The 15,358-nt window shown below is 63.2% G+C and carries 15 protein-coding genes; 13 read left to right on the forward strand and 2 right to left on the reverse strand.

The genetic code is table 11. From position 1 onward, the window contains the following. Positions 1–12: 12 nt before the first annotated feature. Both IB264_RS21465 and proC read left to right on the forward strand, forming a co-directional pair. Positions 13–1,548 carry an AMP-binding protein gene (locus IB264_RS21465; protein WP_025429647.1) on the forward strand — a complete coding sequence of 512 codons (1,536 nt, stop codon included), beginning with the start codon at positions 13–15 and terminating at the stop codon, positions 1,546–1,548. A 47-nt stretch (positions 1,549–1,595) separates the two neighbouring features. Beyond that, positions 1,596–2,417 (forward strand): pyrroline-5-carboxylate reductase, encoded by an 822-nt coding sequence (proC, locus tag IB264_RS21470; protein WP_025429648.1) that lies wholly within the window; start codon positions 1,596–1,598, stop codon positions 2,415–2,417. A 24-nt stretch (positions 2,418–2,441) separates the two neighbouring features. On the opposite strand, the gene IB264_RS21475 is transcribed toward proC, so the two are convergent. Continuing rightward, entirely contained in the window at positions 2,442–3,368 is a 927-nt protein-coding gene (locus IB264_RS21475) for a LysR family transcriptional regulator (protein WP_057223760.1), read from the reverse strand. A 286-nt stretch (positions 3,369–3,654) separates the two neighbouring features. Between IB264_RS21475 and IB264_RS21480 the strand changes: the two genes are divergently transcribed. From IB264_RS21480 to IB264_RS21500, 5 genes are read left to right on the forward strand one after another with little or no spacing between them, the layout of a single operon-like run. Then, a complete protein-coding gene (locus tag IB264_RS21480; protein WP_025429650.1) occupies positions 3,655–4,431 on the forward strand; it encodes a 5-oxoprolinase subunit PxpA in 777 nt (258 codons plus the stop codon). Between the two features lie 16 nt (positions 4,432–4,447). Beyond that, complete coding sequence (locus IB264_RS21485) at positions 4,448–4,690, forward strand: acetyl-CoA carboxylase (protein WP_057205843.1); 243 nt, start codon at positions 4,448–4,450, stop codon at positions 4,688–4,690. Further along, positions 4,687–6,072, forward strand: coding sequence for an acetyl-CoA carboxylase biotin carboxylase subunit (locus IB264_RS21490; RefSeq protein WP_057223761.1), 1,386 nt, complete (start codon positions 4,687–4,689; stop codon positions 6,070–6,072). Before IB264_RS21485 ends, IB264_RS21490 begins: the two co-directional genes overlap by 4 nt. Continuing rightward, the gene (locus IB264_RS21495) at positions 6,072–6,947 is read left to right on the forward strand and encodes an allophanate hydrolase subunit 1 (RefSeq protein ID WP_057223842.1); all 876 of its coding nucleotides are present in this window, start codon (positions 6,072–6,074) and stop codon (positions 6,945–6,947) included. The genes IB264_RS21490 and IB264_RS21495 overlap by 1 nt, the downstream gene beginning before the upstream one ends. After that, on the forward strand, positions 6,937–7,908 hold the full coding sequence (locus IB264_RS21500; RefSeq protein WP_057223763.1) for a biotin-dependent carboxyltransferase family protein: 972 nt from the start codon (positions 6,937–6,939) through the stop codon (positions 7,906–7,908). The genes IB264_RS21495 and IB264_RS21500 overlap by 11 nt, the downstream gene beginning before the upstream one ends. A gap of 94 nt (positions 7,909–8,002) precedes the next feature. Here IB264_RS21500 and IB264_RS21505 read toward each other — a convergent pair whose 3' ends face one another. Continuing rightward, complete coding sequence (locus IB264_RS21505; RefSeq protein ID WP_057223765.1) at positions 8,003–9,013, reverse strand: GntR family transcriptional regulator; 1,011 nt, start codon at positions 9,011–9,013, stop codon at positions 8,003–8,005. A gap of 563 nt (positions 9,014–9,576) precedes the next feature. On the opposite strand from IB264_RS21505, the gene IB264_RS21510 reads away from it, so the two are divergent. From IB264_RS21510 to IB264_RS21535, 6 genes are all read left to right on the forward strand, one after another. Beyond that, the gene (locus IB264_RS21510) at positions 9,577–10,653 is read left to right on the forward strand and encodes an ABC transporter ATP-binding protein (protein WP_025429656.1); all 1,077 of its coding nucleotides are present in this window, start codon (positions 9,577–9,579) and stop codon (positions 10,651–10,653) included. Positions 10,654–10,722: 69 nt separating this feature from the next. Next, positions 10,723–11,613 (forward strand): ABC transporter permease, encoded by an 891-nt coding sequence (locus IB264_RS21515; RefSeq protein WP_371412298.1) that lies wholly within the window; start codon positions 10,723–10,725, stop codon positions 11,611–11,613. A 2-nt stretch (positions 11,614–11,615) separates the two neighbouring features. Next, entirely contained in the window at positions 11,616–12,461 is an 846-nt protein-coding gene (locus IB264_RS21520; RefSeq protein ID WP_025429658.1) for an ABC transporter permease, read from the forward strand. Then, complete coding sequence (locus IB264_RS21525) at positions 12,461–13,207, forward strand: SDR family NAD(P)-dependent oxidoreductase (RefSeq protein ID WP_057223767.1); 747 nt, start codon at positions 12,461–12,463, stop codon at positions 13,205–13,207. Before IB264_RS21520 ends, IB264_RS21525 begins: the two co-directional genes overlap by 1 nt. A 14-nt stretch (positions 13,208–13,221) precedes the next feature. Then, positions 13,222–13,995: an SDR family NAD(P)-dependent oxidoreductase gene (locus IB264_RS21530; protein ID WP_057223768.1), complete on the forward strand. Its 774-nt coding sequence runs from the start codon at positions 13,222–13,224 to the stop codon at positions 13,993–13,995. A gap of 80 nt (positions 13,996–14,075) precedes the next feature. Continuing rightward, on the forward strand, positions 14,076–15,308 hold the full coding sequence (locus IB264_RS21535; protein WP_025429661.1) for a PotD/PotF family extracellular solute-binding protein: 1,233 nt from the start codon (positions 14,076–14,078) through the stop codon (positions 15,306–15,308). The last annotated feature ends 50 nt before the right edge of the window (positions 15,309–15,358 follow it).

Consider the following 15,358-nt stretch of genomic DNA (forward strand, 5'->3'; position numbering starts at 1 on the left):
CGAGATCCTCCTATGACCGTATCTCTCGAAGGCTTCCTCGGAAGCTTCACGACCAAGGCTGCCCGCAAACCGGAACAGGTGTTCGCCCGTTTCAATGGCGAGCCGATCACCTTTGCCGCCCTCGATACGATGTCGGCAGCACTTGCCGCCGACCTCCGCCAACGCGGCCTGAAATCCGGTGACCGCGCCGCCGTGATGATGCGCAATTCGCGCCTGTCGCTGGCCGTGCTCTTCGGACTTGCCAGGGCCGGTGTCGTCTGGGTCCCGGTCAACGCCCAGCTTCGCGGCGAAGGCCTGCGCTATATCCTGGAGCATTGCGAGCCGGGCGTCGTCATCTGCGACGCTGAGCTTGCCGAAACCATCAATGAAAGCGGTGCTGCTGTGCCCGCTGCCGGGATAATCCTTGCAGGCGAACAGGCTGGCCCGGCGTCGCTGGAAGCAATTCTGTCGTCGGGTGGTGTCGCTTTCAATGAGGAGCCGCCTGCGGCCGACGATCTGTTTGCGATCATGTATACTTCCGGCACCACCGGCCGACCGAAGGGCGTGCTGGTGACCCACGGCATGATCCGGCTTGCGGGCGAGGCGGTGCGCACGCTTTCGGTGGGAGGGCCGGGCGACGTCTTCTTCGTCTGGGAGCCGCTCTATCATATCGGTGGCGCCCAATTGATCGTGCTGCCGATCATCGAGGACCTGTCGCTCGCCATGGTCGACAAGTTCAGCGCCAGCCGCTTCTGGGATCAGGTGCGCACCTATGGTGCCACCCATATCCACTATCTCGGCGGCATTCTGCAGATCCTGCTGAAGCAGCCGGAAAGCGAAGATGACCGCAAGCATCCGGTGCGCATCGCCTGGGGCGGCGGCTGCCCGAAGGAGGTCTGGCCGCAGTTCAAGGAACGCTTCGGTGTCGAAATGCGCGAATGCTACGGCATGACGGAGGCCTCCAGCATCACCACCTGCAACGCCACCGGCGTCGTCGGCGCCGTCGGGCAGCCGATGCCCTGGTTCTCGGTCGATATTCTCAACGAAAAGGGCGAGCCGGTGCCGGCAGGCGACAAGGGCGAGATCGTCGTGCGCACCTCGCTTGAGGGCGCACTGTTCAAGGGATATCTGCGCAATCCGGAAGCGACGGAAAAGACCCTTCGCAACGGTGCGCTTCATACTGGCGATTCCGGCTCCTTCGATGTCGACGGCAATCTCTGGTTCCACGGTCGGCTCACCGACAGTGTGCGATGCAAGGGCGAAAACGTCTCCGCCTGGGAGGTCGAGCATGTTGCCGCCGCCTACCCAGCGGTCGAGGATTGCGCCATGATCGGCGTTGCCGCCGATGTCGGCGAGCAGGACATCAAGCTCTTCGTCAAGCCGAAACCCGGCAGCGCCATCGATCCGATCGATCTGTCAGGATGGCTGGCCCATCGGCTCGCGCCCTACCAGAACCCGCGCTACATTGCCGTCGTCGACGAATTCGAGCGCACGCCGAGCCAGCGCATCATGAAACACCGGCTGCCCGCCGGTCTCGACAATTGCTGGGATCGGCTGGCACGACAGTAGGACCGAGGTGTCTAGGGCGAACACGGCGAATGAAGAGAGGCGACGAGATGGAACAGTCAGAGGAAATCGTGTTGGTCGGCTGCGGCAACATGGGTTTTGCCTTGCTCGAAGGCTGGCTTGATCGGGCCGGTATTCCTGCAGCCCAAATTCATGTGGTCGAGCCTGCGGAATCTCTTCGCCACCGCGCCGCCGCGCGTGGCGCAACGGTTTATGATGATGCGGCCGGCTTGCCGGCTGCCTTGCGGCCGCGCGCCGTCATAATCGCCGTCAAGCCGCAGGTCGTCGGCTCGATGCTTGGCGCCTACCGCCGGTTCAGGGACACGTCGGTGTTTGTAAGCATCGCCGCCGGCGTGCCGATCTCGACCTTCGAGAATACCCTGGGCAACGCCGCGATCGTGCGCGCCATGCCCAATATGCCGGCCTCGATCGGCATGGGGGTGATTGCAGCCTTTGGCAGCACTCACATCGACGACAATCAGACGGGTTTTGTCACCGATCTTCTGGCGGCCGTCGGCAGTGTTCACTGGCTGGCGGAGGAACGGCTTGTCGATGCGGCAACGGCGATATCCGGTTCCGGGCCGGCCTATCTCTTCCATTTCATCGAGTGTCTGACCGGCGCGGGAATTGCCGGCGGCCTGCCGCCGGAAACCGCTCTTGCCTTGGCAAAGCAGACGGTCATTGGCGCCGCTGCTCTTGCCAGCACCAGCGCATTTTCGCCGGCAGAGCTGCGCCGGCAGGTGACCAGCCCGAACGGCACGACCGCCGCCGCGCTCGATGTCCTGACGTCTGAGCCAAGTCTGGCCGATCTGGTGAAGCGGGCGGCCGCGGCTGCGCATCGCCGGGCGTTGGAACTGGCCCTCGGCAACTGATCGCCAGCCGAGGATGTTTCCGCATCAGGGCGTGGTAAACGACGAGTCGCGCACGCCCGGAATGTGAAACGTCTGCTGGAAATAGGACCGCAGCGCCTGCATCGGCGGCGTGAATTCCGCTCCCCGCCGCCAGGCAAGGCCGACGTCCATGGCCGGCACAGGATCGCGCACGTTGATCGTCTCGATGCGCCGGCCCTCGAGCGACCAGGGGCGATGGACCATGTCGGAGAGTATGGCAACGCCCTGGCCATTGGCGACCAGCGAGCGCACCGCCTCCACCGACGAGGTCCTGAGGATGACGCGCGGCTGGTAGGTCGACGTGCTCCAGTATTTCAGCGACGAATGCGCCGCCTCGTCGACCGTCAGCATGATATAGGGCTCCTCGGCGATCTCGCGAAAACCGACGCTGTCACGTTGCAGCAGCGGATGCTGGGCCGGCACCCAGAGCCGTCGCGTCGAGCTCATCAGCTTTTCGGTCGTCAGCGCCGGATTGAGGATGTTGGAGGTCAGAAGAACCGCCATGTCGTAGCGGTTGGTGAGCAGACCCTCTTCGATCGATTCCCGCTTGAGCTCGAACAGTTGCAGCTCGAGTTTCGGAAACAGCCGTCGCAGCCGCTCGATATGTTGCGGCAGGAAGTAGCCGATGACGGTATAGGTGGCGGCGATCGCAAGCGTGCCCTCGACGGCGCTGCTGACGACGTTGAGATGCGTCGCCTCGTCCACTTTCTTCAGGATCTCATAGGCGTGGGACAGGAACTCCCGTCCTGCCATCGTCAGGTCCATACCGCTCGGCGTGCGCAGGAACAGGTTGGCGCCGACGATGCGCTCCAGCTCCTTGATCGCCGTGGTCACCGCGGACTGGGAGATCGAGAGATCGACCGCCGCCTGGGATATCTGACCAAGTTCTGCCGTCGCGACGAAATAGCGAAGCTGGCGAAGACTGATCGACAAAGCCCATCTCCCATCTGATTATTTTATACAGCGGCTCGGAAAATCAGAAAGTCTGCCACGTCTTTGAGCAGTCGTCTGGTCATCCCTCAGGCATTTCACCGTAGGCCGCTCTAAACACGCTAATTTTCGCAGGCGTTTTTTGCAACTGAGAATTCTGAAATTCAGATATTTGACATGTGAAAATAGAATTTTTCAAATGCTCTGTTTCACCCTAGCGTTCCCCGGAGGTTAGGGTTGCCGGGAGAGCAATCTCCAGGAGAGCGACCTGCAACAGAGGGATGAGGCATTGCTCGACGTCGTCGATATCAATTGCGACATGGGAGAAGCATTCGGCCGCTGGCGCATCGGCGATACGGACGATGCGGCACTGATGCCGCTGATCAGCTCCGCCAATATCGCCGCCGGCTTCCATGGCGGCGATCCCAACCTGATGGATGAGACGGTTCGGCTCGCCGCCGAACATGGCGTCGGCATCGGCGCCCATCCCGGCTATCGCGACCTGCAGGGTTTCGGCCGCCGCAAGATAGCAGGCACGGCCCGCGAGCTCGTCAACGACATGGTCTACCAGGTCGGCGCGATCCGCGAATTCGCCCGCCGGCACGGTGCGCCCCTGCAACATGTGAAGCCGCACGGGGCGCTTTACATGGAAATGGCCGTCAACCGCGAACTCTCCCAGATCTTCATGCAATATATGCGTACGGTCGCGCCGAACGCCTTCGTCTTCTGTATGGCCGGATCGGCGACGGAGCTTGCCGCACAGGAAATCGGCCAGCCTGTCATTCGCGAGTTCTACGCCGACCGCGACTATGACGACAGCGGCTCGATCGTCTTTACCCGGGATGCCGGCCGGCCGGATGCCGCGGCGATCGCCCGCAAGGTCGTTCGCGCCTGCCGCGATGGCCGGGTGCGTACCATCACGGGCGCCGATATCGCGGTTCCGTTCGAATCCATCTGTTTTCATTCCGATACGCTCGGCGCGCTCGATATCGTGCGCCTCATGCGGGAGGGGCTGAGTGCCGAGGGCATTCGCATCGCTCCCGTCTCTCAGGTCAAAACCAGATAACATAGCGGAGGCAACCATGAGCAAGCACGAAATCCGATCGCCCCTTCCAGGAACCTTCTATCGCTCGTCTGCTCCGGATGTCCCGCCCTTCAAATCGGATGGCGATGATGTTTCTTCCAGCGACGCCATCGGCCTGATCGAAGTCATGAAGACCTTTCAGGAGATCCAGGCCGGTGTCGCGGGCGGCAGCATCCGCTTTCTCGTCGACAACGAAGAACCTGTGATGGCCGGCCAGGTAATCGCCGAGGTCGAACAATGAAACTCCGCTCGGTCCTTATCGCCAATCGCGGCGAAATCGCCGTCCGCATCATCCGCGCCGCCAAGGCGCTCGGTATCCGCACGGTTCAGATCTATAGCGCCGCCGATGCCGACATGCTGGCCGTCAAGCTTGCCGACGAGGCGATCGAGATCGGACCGCCGGCGCCGAAGAAATCCTATCTCGACATCGCGGCCGTGATTGCGGCGGCCAAACGCGCCAATGTCGATGCGGTTCATCCCGGTTATGGCTTTCTGTCGGAGAACGGCGATTTTGCCGACGCCGTGGTTGCCGCCGGCCTGATCTTCATCGGGCCATCAGGTGATGCGATCCGCCTTCTGGGTGACAAGGTCGCCGCCCGTGCCGTTGCCGAGAAGGCCGGCGTGCCCACCGTTCCCGGCAGCGACGGTCGTATCTCCAGCCTTGCCGATGCACATCAAGTGACCGAGCGCACCGGCTTTCCCGTGATGATCAAGGCGGCAGCCGGCGGCGGTGGCCGTGGCATCCGTATCGTCAACAATGCGGTCGAGCTGGAGACACAGTTTCCCCAGGCATCGGCCGAGGCGCTGGCCTCCTTCGGCGACGGCGGGCTCTATCTGGAAAAGGTCATCACCCACGCCCGCCATGTCGAGGTCCAGATCCTCGGCGACGGCAACAACGTCGTGCATTGCTTCGAGCGCGAATGCTCGCTGCAGCGCCGCCGACAGAAGGTCTGGGAGGAGGCTCCGTCCTTCCTGCTTCCGCCCGAGGTCAGGCAGAAACTCTGCGACAGCGCCGTCGCGTTGGCGCGCTCCGTCGGCTACCGCGGGGCCGGAACGGTGGAATATCTCTACGACGACGAGACCCGCCAGTTCTATTTCATCGAAGTCAACACCCGCATCCAGGTGGAGCACCCGGTGACCGAGATGATCACCGGCATCGATCTGGTCGAGGAGATGTTCCGCATCGCCGCCGGCGCGCCGCTCTCTGTCCGCCAGGCCGACATCGCCGTCAAGGGCCATGCCATCGAGTGCCGGATCAATGCCGAGGACCCGAGGCGCGGTTTCATGCCGGCGCCAGGCAGGATCGAAAGGCTCGACGTACCCGAGGGGGAAGGCATCCGTTTCGACACTATGCTCTACGAAGGCTACGTCATCCCGCCGTTCTACGATTCATTGCTCGGCAAGCTGATCGTCTGGGGCGAGAACCGAACGGCGTGCCTCGTCCGCCTTTCGCAGGCGCTGGCGCAGCTCACGATCGAGGGCGTGCCGACCACGATCCCGTTGCATCGGGCATTGGCTGCCGACGCGCAGATCGCCAAGGGCGCCTTCCATACCCGCTTTCTCGAGACATGGCTTGAAACTGAATTTGCCGCCGATGGCGGCCGTGCCGCGGAGGTCGCATGATGCCGACACGATACACCTTCGGAGGCGACGAGCACCTGTTCGTCGAATGCAGCGACGAGATGTCGTTGGAAGCCTTCTTCAAGAGCCTCTCCATGGCCAACGGTGTCAAGGAGAGCGGCATCAAGGGGATCACCGAGATCTGCCCGGCCAATGCGTCCTTCCAGATTAAATATAACCCGGATCAGATCAAGCCCGATGATGTGCTGAGGGAAGTGCGGGCGATCGAGGGTGCGGCCGAGCGGGCTGAGCCTGTCATCCGCACCCGCATCGTCGAAATCCCAGTCTTCTACAACGACCCCTGGACGCACGAGACGCTGATGCGCTTTCGCGAGCGCCACCAGGAACCGTCAGGAACTGACCTCGACTATGCCACGCGGATCAACGGCTACGGCGACGTCGACGATTTCGTCGCCGCCCATTCCGGTTCGCCCTGGTTCGTGTCGATGGTCGGCTTCGTTGCCGGCCTGCCGTTCATGTACCAGATGGTCGAACGGCAACGGCAGATCCAGGTGCCGAAATATCTGCGCCCGCGCACCGACACGCCGCGGCTGACCGTCGGCCATGGTGGCTGCTTCGGCTGTATTTATTCGGTGCGCGGTGCGGGCGGCTACCAGATGTTCGGCATCACGCCGATGCCGATCTTCGACCCGACGCAGACAACCAGCTATCTCCGCGATTTCATGGTGTTCTTCCGTCCGGGCGACATCGTCAAGTTCAAACCGATCGACCGCGATGCCTATGAACAGGCGGTCGAGGATGTCGACAAGGGGCGCTTCAGCCCGCCGGTCCGCGAGGTTAGCTTCGACCTGCGCGAGTTCCAGAAGGATATCACTGGCTACAACACCCGGCTGGAGGGCATGCTCAATGGCCATTAAGGTTCTGCATCACGGTCTGGCAACCACCGTTCAGGACCTTGGCCGTCCCGGTTATTTTCATCTCGGCATACCGCTCGGCGGAGCGATGGATCGCTACGCGATGCGCGCTGCCAATCTGCTGGTCGGAAACGAAGAGGGTGCTGCCGGCCTGGAGGCGGTATTCCTCGGGCCCAAGCTCGAATTTACCGAAGACACGCTGGTTGCGGTGACCGGAGCCGACATGCCGGCAAAGGTCGACGGGGTGGAGCAGCCGGGATGGACGGCTTTCCCTGTTCGCGCCGGACAGACGCTGACCTTCGATTTCCTCAAGTCCGGTGCCCGCATCTATATCGCCGTTGCCGGCGGCATCGATGTGCCGCTGGCGCTTGGCAGTCGCTCGACCTACCCGATCGGCGCGCTCGGCGGTTACAACGGCCGGCCGCTGGCACCAGGTGACGAACTGCCGGTTGGTGCCGGCAATGGCTCCGGTGAGGCTCGCTCGGTCGACCAGCAATTGCGGCGGCTGCCGGCCGCACCCGTCGCCCTGCGTGTCCTGCCCGGTCTCTACTGGGACCGGCTTTCCGACGAGGCGAAACAGAGCTTCTTTGCCGACGAATGGAAGGTGGCGCCCGAAGCCGACCGCATGGGCTACCGCTTCCGTGGCGGCCGCAAGCTCTCCTTCGTCGAGCGCGAACAGCCGTTCGGTGCCGGCTCCGACCCGTCCAATATCGTCGACAGTTGTTATCCCTATGGCTCGATCCAGGTCCCCGGCGGAACCGAGCCGATCATCCTGCATCGCGATGCGGTTTCCGGCGGCGGCTATTTCATGCTCGGAACCGTGATCTCGGCCGATATGGACCTGATCGGCCAGATGCAGCCGCATACACCGACCAGGTTCGTGGAGGTGACGATGGATGAGGCATTGGCGGCTCGGGCTGAGGAAACCGCGCGGCTGGAAGCGCTGCGCGCGTCGCTGAGCTGACGGTTCAGGGGAAACGGAGGGAAAGATGGAGCGCGGGCATCGAAGCAAGAGATCGGCAGCCGCGCTCAATGCCTCGGGTCGCAATTGCGAGCGGCTATTCGACCACGCGTGTCAGATAGGCGGCGGTGACGCTCGGGCCCGGAATGATTGCGACGATCTTCATCTGCGCGATCGTGCGGTTCATCGAGGCGTCGATATGGTTTTCCAGCATCGCGGCTGCGGCCGCGGTCGCGCCGCGCGTCATCAACTCCACGATCAGCCGGATTTCGGCGATCACCGCGGGATCGCCGGGAAGGCCCAGTTGCCGCAGCAGCCGTTCGGTCGCGGTGACGGGCAGCAGGTTGTTGCGGATCAGTTCGCGCAGCCGTTCGTTCGGCATCGCGAGCACGCAGCATTCGGTAAACTGCGTGCGGATGTCCTCGAGGCTCTGCCAGGCGTCTGCCGCCTGCGCGCCGTCGAGTTCCGTCAACCGGACGAAGAGGGCTGCAAGTCGGTTGCGATCGATATGGCCGGCGCCGAGCGCAAGCGCCTGCGGTTCGAGCAGACGGCGCAGCATGAAATGGTCCTTGACGGTCTGTGCCGTCAGCGGGCCGGCAATCCAGTGCGAACTCTGGTTCTTGCGCACCAGCCCGCGCTCGCGCAGCCGCGTGAGCACATCGCGCACCACGGTACGGCTGACGCTGAAGTGGTTGGCGAGTTCGTTTTCGATGATGCGATACTGGCCGAAGATGACGCAGCCGGCGACGTCGTTCTCGATCTCGGTGTAGATGCGCTCCCAGGACGAGCGGCTTTGCAGCGCCTCGTCGGCGTGTTGCGGGATGGTGAGCCCGAGCGATTTGATGTCGGTGCGGTTGGGTTCGATCGCGCGGCCGGGTGGGCCGACGAGATAGCCGCGCCCCTTGAAGCGGTGGACGAGCCCGTCGCTTTCCAGTTGCAAGAGCGCACGCTGAACCGGCGCACGCGATATCTGCAGGATCTCGGCAATCGGCCCTTCGAGAAGAACGAGGCCGGGCGGCAGGATGCCTTCGGCGATGTTGCTGCGCAGAACGTCCTCGGCAATTTCGTAGCGGCGCTGGGTATTCTGGCCGAGGCGTGGCTCGCTCATGCGGTCGGGCGTCTTCCGTTTGGCTGGCAATTTCGTCCTCTTTCTTTACGCCACTTGCCGGGGAATGTGACAGCTGAAAATAAATGCATTTTGCATACACGTTGGCAAATTAAATGTGCATTTGTTTGCGGCATTTGGTGTTGATGGGGTGGATGCCGGCTGCCGGTGAATGGATTTTCGGTGAGTCAGGCGCAATCCGGTAGCGCCCACACGGAAGGGTGGAATCGTTCTTCCTTCGGGATTGCAGGGTGTTTAGGGCGGCTTGATGCGTATTCTAGCCTGGATGGCTGCCAGCGGAGCGAAGCCGTATTTCATTCCGGTCTAAATGACGAATAAAAGTCTATTGCATACAAAAATCATTCATGTCATTGTTCGTGACATGCAAGCGCTCAGAAGAAGCGTGCAGGTGGAACTTATTTTTTGAACCGCAAAGGACCTTCATCCCCGAAGCGCATGTGACCATGCGCGAACGCGATCGCATGTCCGTTCGGATGCCTCGTCGGCTCCGGCGACGGCGAAGCTTTGGGTGGAGAACGTCCGGACGGCAAACTGGCAGGAAACCAATGTCGACGGTCCTTCAGCTCAAGAACATCACCAAAACCTACGGCGACATGCGCGCGCTCAACGGCATCGATCTTGCCTTGCCCGGCGACGCCTATATCTCGCTTCTGGGGCCGAGCGGCTCCGGCAAGACGACGCTCCTGAGGGTCATTGCTGGTTTTGAACATCCGGATGGCGGCGCCATCCTGTTTGACGGCAAGCGCATCGACACCGTGGCGCCGCACAAGCGCGGCATCGGCTTCGTCTTCCAGAACTTCGCGCTCTTCCCGCATCTCTCCGTCGCGCAGAACATCGCCTTCGGCCTGGAAAACAGGGAGGACGAGCCGGTCACCGACCGGCGCGTCGTCGAAGCCAGGGTGCGCGACATTATCAGCCTCGTCGGACTTTCCGGTCTGGAAGGCAGGGCCGTCACCCAGATCTCCGGCGGCCAGCGCCAGCGCGTCGCCTTGGCGCGCACGCTGGTCACCGAGCCGCGCATGGTGCTTCTCGACGAGCCGCTCGGCGCGCTCGACGCCAATCTGCGCGCCAGGATGCGGGCGGAGTTGAGGGCTATCCGCGAGCGCTGCGGCGTCACCTTCCTGCATGTGACCGGCAGCGAGGCCGAGGCCTTGGCCATGGGCGACACGGTGCTGGTGCTGGAAAGCGGCCGCATCGCCCAGTCGGCGGATTCAGACACCGTCTACAACAGGCCCGCCTCTCCGGCGGTTGCCCGCTTTCTCAACTGCTACAATCTCTTTCCCGGGCGGATCGAAGGCGGCGCCTTCGTCGGCGGCGTCGGCCGGTTTGCGCTTGGGGCAGCGGCGCCGACGCGGGCGACGTCGCCGGCCTATGCGATCCGCTACGATCGTGTTTCGGTCCGGCCGCCCGAGGCAGCCATCACTGAGGACGAGATCCGCATTGAGGCCAATTTCGTCGCCAGCGAATATTCCGGCGCGGCGGTCAATTCCTTCTTCGCGCTCGATGACGGCCGGGTTTTCGAGGTCGAAAGCCATCTCAGCCATGCAGCGCCCGAGACCTATGCCGAAAAGGGCCGCTACGCGCTCGTGTGGAAGCGGGAGGACGCCCTTGTCTACGTCTGAAATCCTTTTGGAAAAACCCGGCGCCTGCGCGCCGCACCGTTCCTGCCCGGAGAATGAGAGATGAGCATGATGGCCGTTGCGGAGCAGACGGAAACAGAGACCGTCGCCGAGAAGAAACCACCGGGAAAAGCGCTTTGGCTGCTGGCACCCGGTGTCATCTGGATGACCCTGTTCCTCGTCCTGCCCATGCTGATGATGGTCTATGTCTCCTTCTGGACGCAGACGACCTTCACGATCGAACCGACGCTGACGCTGAAAAGCTGGATTACCTTCTTCACCAGCGACACCTATCTTGGGGCGCTGTGGACGACGGTGCGCATCTGGCTGATCGTGCTCGTTGCCACCGTGCTGGTCGGTTATCCCGCAGCCCTTTTCGTCGGGCTGTTCGTCAAGAACAAGGCGCTGCAGACGGTGCTTCTGGTGCTGTGCGTCATCCCCTTCTGGACCTCGTTCCTGATCCGCGTTCTCGCCTGGCGGCCGATGCTCGGCAAGGAGGGCGCGATCAACATGATCCTGATGAACCTCGGCATCACCGACGCGCCGATCGAGGTGCTGCTGTTTTCCGAACTGTCGGTGATCATCGGCATGACCCAGATCTACTGCGTCTTCATGGTCGGTCCGATCGCCTTCATGCTCGGCCGTATCGACACCTCGATCATCGAGGCCGCGCAGGATCTCGGTGCCGGCTTCTGGCGGATCTTCCGCACGATCATCCTGCCGCTGTCGATGCCGGGCGTGGTCGTCGGGGCGATCTTCGTCTCCGTCATGGTTCTCGGTGAATTCGCAACCTCGGCCGCCCTCTCCGGCCGCAAGGTCAACCTGCTCGGAAACATCATCGTCACCCAGGTCGGTTCGCTGAAATGGGCCTTCGCGGCGGTCGCCGGGGTCGTGCTTACCATCCTGATGGGCGCGGTCGTGGCCGCGCTGCTCAGGGTCGTCGATCTCAGGAAGGAGCTCTGATCATGAATGCCAGCGGCATGAAACTCAGCCTTGGCGCCTACACAGCGCTCTTCCTCGTCTTCCTCTATGGCCCACTCGTCGTGCTTGCCATCCTGTCCTTCCAGACGGGGCCGGAAGGCGGGCCGCAGTTTCCGATCATCGAATGGTCGACCTATTGGTACAAGCACCTCTTCGGCCTGACGCCGCCGTCGCGCATCGCACCGTTGCCGATCGAGCAGGCGCTGGTCCGCTCGCTGGGGCTGGCGGTGATGACCATGATCGTCTCGACGGTGTTGGGGGTCTCGGCGGCCCAGGCCTTCCGCCGCAAGTTCCGCGGCTCGGGCGTGGTCTTCTACCTCATCGTTCTCGGCATGATGGTGCCCGGCGTGCTGGTCGGTCTCGGCATGGCGCTCGTCGCCAATACGCTCGGCGTCGACCGCCACTGGTGGAGCACCGCTTTCGTTCTGCACGTGGTCTACACCTTTCCCTTCGCCTTCCTGGTGATGCTGGCGATCTTCAACCGCTTCGATCCGAGCATGGAGGAGGCGTCCTGGTCGCTCGGGGTCACGCCGGCGCGCACCTTCCGCAAGGTGACGTTCCCGCTGATCTTCCCCGGTGTGCTCTCCGCCATGCTCTTTGCGTTCACGCTCTCCTATGACGAGTTCTCGCGCACGCTCTTCGCTTCCGGCCGCGACTTGACGCTGCCGCTGGCAATTTACGGCACCTTCTCCGTCGAAGTGCATCCGAACGTCTTTGCCTTCGGCGTGTTGACGACGCTGTTCTCCTTCGCGCTGCTCGGCACCTATGCGGCGCTGATGATGCTTTCGGTGCGCCGCGCCAAGCGTATGGCGATCCAGGAGGAGGCGTGATGGCCAGCTCGGCTCTTGGTTCGGCAATCGTCACGGGTGCCGGTTCCGGCATCGGTCGCGCCATCGCGCTTCGGTTGGCGGCCGACGGTTATGCCGTCGTCGTCAATGATCTGTCGCCGGAGCGCTGCGAAGCGGTTGCAGACGAGATCGCTGCTGCCGGCGGAGTGGCGCTCGCGATATCAGGCGACGTCTCAAATGAAGCCGACGTCGCCGCGACGGCCGAGAAGGCAGCGCAATTCCACGGCCCCGTGGCGCTGCTCGTCAACAATGCCGGCATCGCCCATCAGGCGCTGTTCGAGAATCTCGAGGTCGCCGATTTCGACCGGATGTTTGCGGTGCATGTGCGCGGCACCTTCCTGATGACCAAGGCGGTGCTGCCGGCCATGCTTGCCCGCGGCGAGGGCGTTATCGTCAACATGGCCTCGCAGCTCGGCCAGATCGGCGGCGTCGAGCTCGTGCATTACTCGTCGGCCAAGGCTGCGATCATCGGCATGACCAAGGCGCTCGCGCGCGAAGTTTCGAGCCGCGGCGTGCGCGTCAATGCGGTCGCGCCCGGTCCTATCAACACGCCGCTCGTCATGGGGCTGTCCGAGGATTGGCGGGCCGCCAAGAAGGCGCAGCTGCCGCTCGGGCGTTTCGGCGAGCCGGACGAAATCGCCGCGACGGTCGCGTTTCTGGCCTCGCCGTCGGCGAGCCTGTTCGTCGGCCAGACGCTCGGACCGAACTCCGGCGACGTGATGCTCTGACAGGAAAGATGAAAATGCAAAATCCTCCCAAGACGTCCCGCATTGTCATCGTCACCGGTGCCGGCATCGGCATTGGCCAGGCGACCGCCAGAGCTTTTGCCGCCAAAGGCGACCATGTCGTCGTGACCGATATTCTCGAGCGTGAGGCATCGGCCACGGTCGACGCCATCCGGCATGCCGGCGGCTCCGCCGAGTTCGCCTACTACGACGTCCGCTCGACGTCGGCGACCGACGCGCTGGTCACTGATCTGGAAAAACGCCACGGTCGCATCGATGTCGTCGTCGCCAATGCCGGCATTGCCCATCGCACCCCGCTTGCCAGGCTGACCGACGACAAGTGGGATCTGACCTTCGACATCGACCTCAAGGGCATCTTCCGACTGGCGCGTGCCGTCGCACCCGGCATGCGCCAGCGCGGCGAGGGCAGCATCGTCGCGCTCTCCTCGATCATGGGCGTTGCCTATGGCTGGGACGAGCACGTGCATTACTCCGCCGCCAAGTCCGGCGTCGTCGGTCTAGTGCGTGGGCTTGCCGTTGAGCTTGCCGGCGACGGGGTTCGCGTCAACGGCGTTGCGCCTGGCTACATCCGCACAGCCCAGCTGCTTTCGGAGGAAAACTCGCTCGGGCCTGACGGCGCGGAAGCCGCTGCCGCCTTCATCCCGATGAAAAGGCTCGGAACGCCTGAGGATATCGCCGACGTGATCGCGTTCCTGGCATCCGACGGCGCGAGATACATGACCGGCCAGGTGCTGGTCGTGGATGGGGGCCTCCTGGTGGGGCGTTACTGAAACGCCGCGCACCGCGGCGAATGAACAAGGGGCGCGTGGCAAACGGGCTCCGGGGAACAACAACAACTGGAGAAGAGACAATGCCAAATATGGAACTCAATCGCCGCTCCCTCCTCAAACGGTCCGCCGGGATGATGGCGCTGGCGATGGGCGGCGGCACGCCGTTCCTGTCGTCGCGCGCCGCCTTCGCGCAGGCCGCCGATCTGGCGGGCCAGCAGCTGCGCACCATCGGTCTTTCGGTCACCGTTCAGGAGCGCATCCTCGAGCAGTTCAAGGCTGCTGCCGGCGTCGGCGGCACCTCCGGTACGGCGGCGACCTTTCCGGACGCCCAGACGAAGATCCTCTCCGGCTCCAAGGACTATGATTGCTGGGAGATCATCGCCGAGCGTCTGCCGTCGATCGTCATGACCAACAATGTCGAGCCCATCCCGGCTTCGGCGCTGAAGAACTGGGCCAACATCCGCGATACGTTCACGACGGCCAGCGACAAGTGGGATCGCTCCGCCCAGATCATCGGCCAGATCTGGACCGATGAAAGCCAGACGGCGCTGAACATGGTGCCCGCCGTCTATAATTACGATTCGATCGGCTACAATCCCGATGTGCTGTCGGCCGAGGAGGCCAACAGCTGGACCGCGATCTTCGATCCGAAGTGGAAGGGCAAGTCCGGCATCAACACCGACCCGCTGATCGCGATCGGCCAGGCGATGATGGCGATGAACTCGCTCGGCCTTTCCGACGTCAAGAACCCGGGCAATGCGACCGCAGCCGAAATCGACGAGGCTGCCGCCTTCCTGATTTCCAAGAAGAAGGAAGGCCAGTTCCGCGCGCTCTGGGGCGATTTCGGTGAACTCGTCAACCTCATGGCGTCGGGCGAAATGGTCGTCTGCGACGCCTGGCAGCCGGCGGTCATGGCGGTCAAGGCGCAGGGCAAGCCCTGCCGCTACGCCGTGCCGAAGGAAGGCTATCGCGGTTGGGCGATTGGTCCGGCGATGATTGCTGGCACTGCCAACAAGGAGGCGGTCATTGCCTATGCCGACTATTGGCTTTCGGGCGAGCCGGGCATCACCGTCTCCGAGCAGGGCTACTACTCGCCGTCGACCAACATCAAGAACGTCATGGCGCCGGAGAAATATGCCTTCTGGTACGAGGGCAAACCCTGGGTCGGCGCCGAGGAGCGCGGCATCAAGGAAGGCGACCTGCGCGACGGCGGCTCGCTCGAAGAACGCGCCAAGAACGTCGCCTACTGGCACCAGTGGCCGGACGAATACGACCACCTGATCCAGAAGTGGGACGAATTCCTCAACGCCTGATGAAGGACGGCCGGGGCGCAAACCCGCCCCGGCCTTTCCCCCAACGCATC

Origin of the sequence: Ensifer sp. ENS11 (genome assembly GCF_014851895.1) — a bacterium.
Lineage (GTDB): Bacteria > Pseudomonadota > Alphaproteobacteria > Rhizobiales > Rhizobiaceae > Ensifer > Ensifer canadensis.

Excerpts from the sequence above, each read along its gene's own strand:
- IB264_RS21465 (WP_025429647.1), top strand. The coding sequence starts at position 13 with ATGACCGTATCTCTCGAAGGCTTCCTCGGAAGCTTCACGACCAAGGCT.
- proC (WP_025429648.1), top strand. The coding sequence starts at position 1,596 with ATGGAACAGTCAGAGGAAATCGTGTTGGTCGGCTGCGGCAACATGGGT.
- IB264_RS21485 (WP_057205843.1), top strand. The coding sequence starts at position 4,448 with ATGAGCAAGCACGAAATCCGATCGCCCCTTCCAGGAACCTTCTATCGC.
- IB264_RS21490 (WP_057223761.1), top strand. The coding sequence starts at position 4,687 with ATGAAACTCCGCTCGGTCCTTATCGCCAATCGCGGCGAAATCGCCGTC.
- IB264_RS21495 (WP_057223842.1), top strand. The coding sequence starts at position 6,072 with ATGCCGACACGATACACCTTCGGAGGCGACGAGCACCTGTTCGTCGAA.
- IB264_RS21500 (WP_057223763.1), top strand. The coding sequence starts at position 6,937 with ATGGCCATTAAGGTTCTGCATCACGGTCTGGCAACCACCGTTCAGGAC.
- IB264_RS21505 (WP_057223765.1), bottom strand. The coding sequence starts at position 9,013 with ATGAGCGAGCCACGCCTCGGCCAGAATACCCAGCGCCGCTACGAAATT.
- IB264_RS21510 (WP_025429656.1), top strand. The coding sequence starts at position 9,577 with ATGTCGACGGTCCTTCAGCTCAAGAACATCACCAAAACCTACGGCGAC.
- IB264_RS21515 (WP_371412298.1), top strand. The coding sequence starts at position 10,723 with ATGGCCGTTGCGGAGCAGACGGAAACAGAGACCGTCGCCGAGAAGAAA.
- IB264_RS21520 (WP_025429658.1), top strand. The coding sequence starts at position 11,616 with ATGAATGCCAGCGGCATGAAACTCAGCCTTGGCGCCTACACAGCGCTC.
- IB264_RS21525 (WP_057223767.1), top strand. The coding sequence starts at position 12,461 with ATGGCCAGCTCGGCTCTTGGTTCGGCAATCGTCACGGGTGCCGGTTCC.
- IB264_RS21530 (WP_057223768.1), top strand. The coding sequence starts at position 13,222 with ATGCAAAATCCTCCCAAGACGTCCCGCATTGTCATCGTCACCGGTGCC.
- IB264_RS21535 (WP_025429661.1), top strand. The coding sequence starts at position 14,076 with ATGCCAAATATGGAACTCAATCGCCGCTCCCTCCTCAAACGGTCCGCC.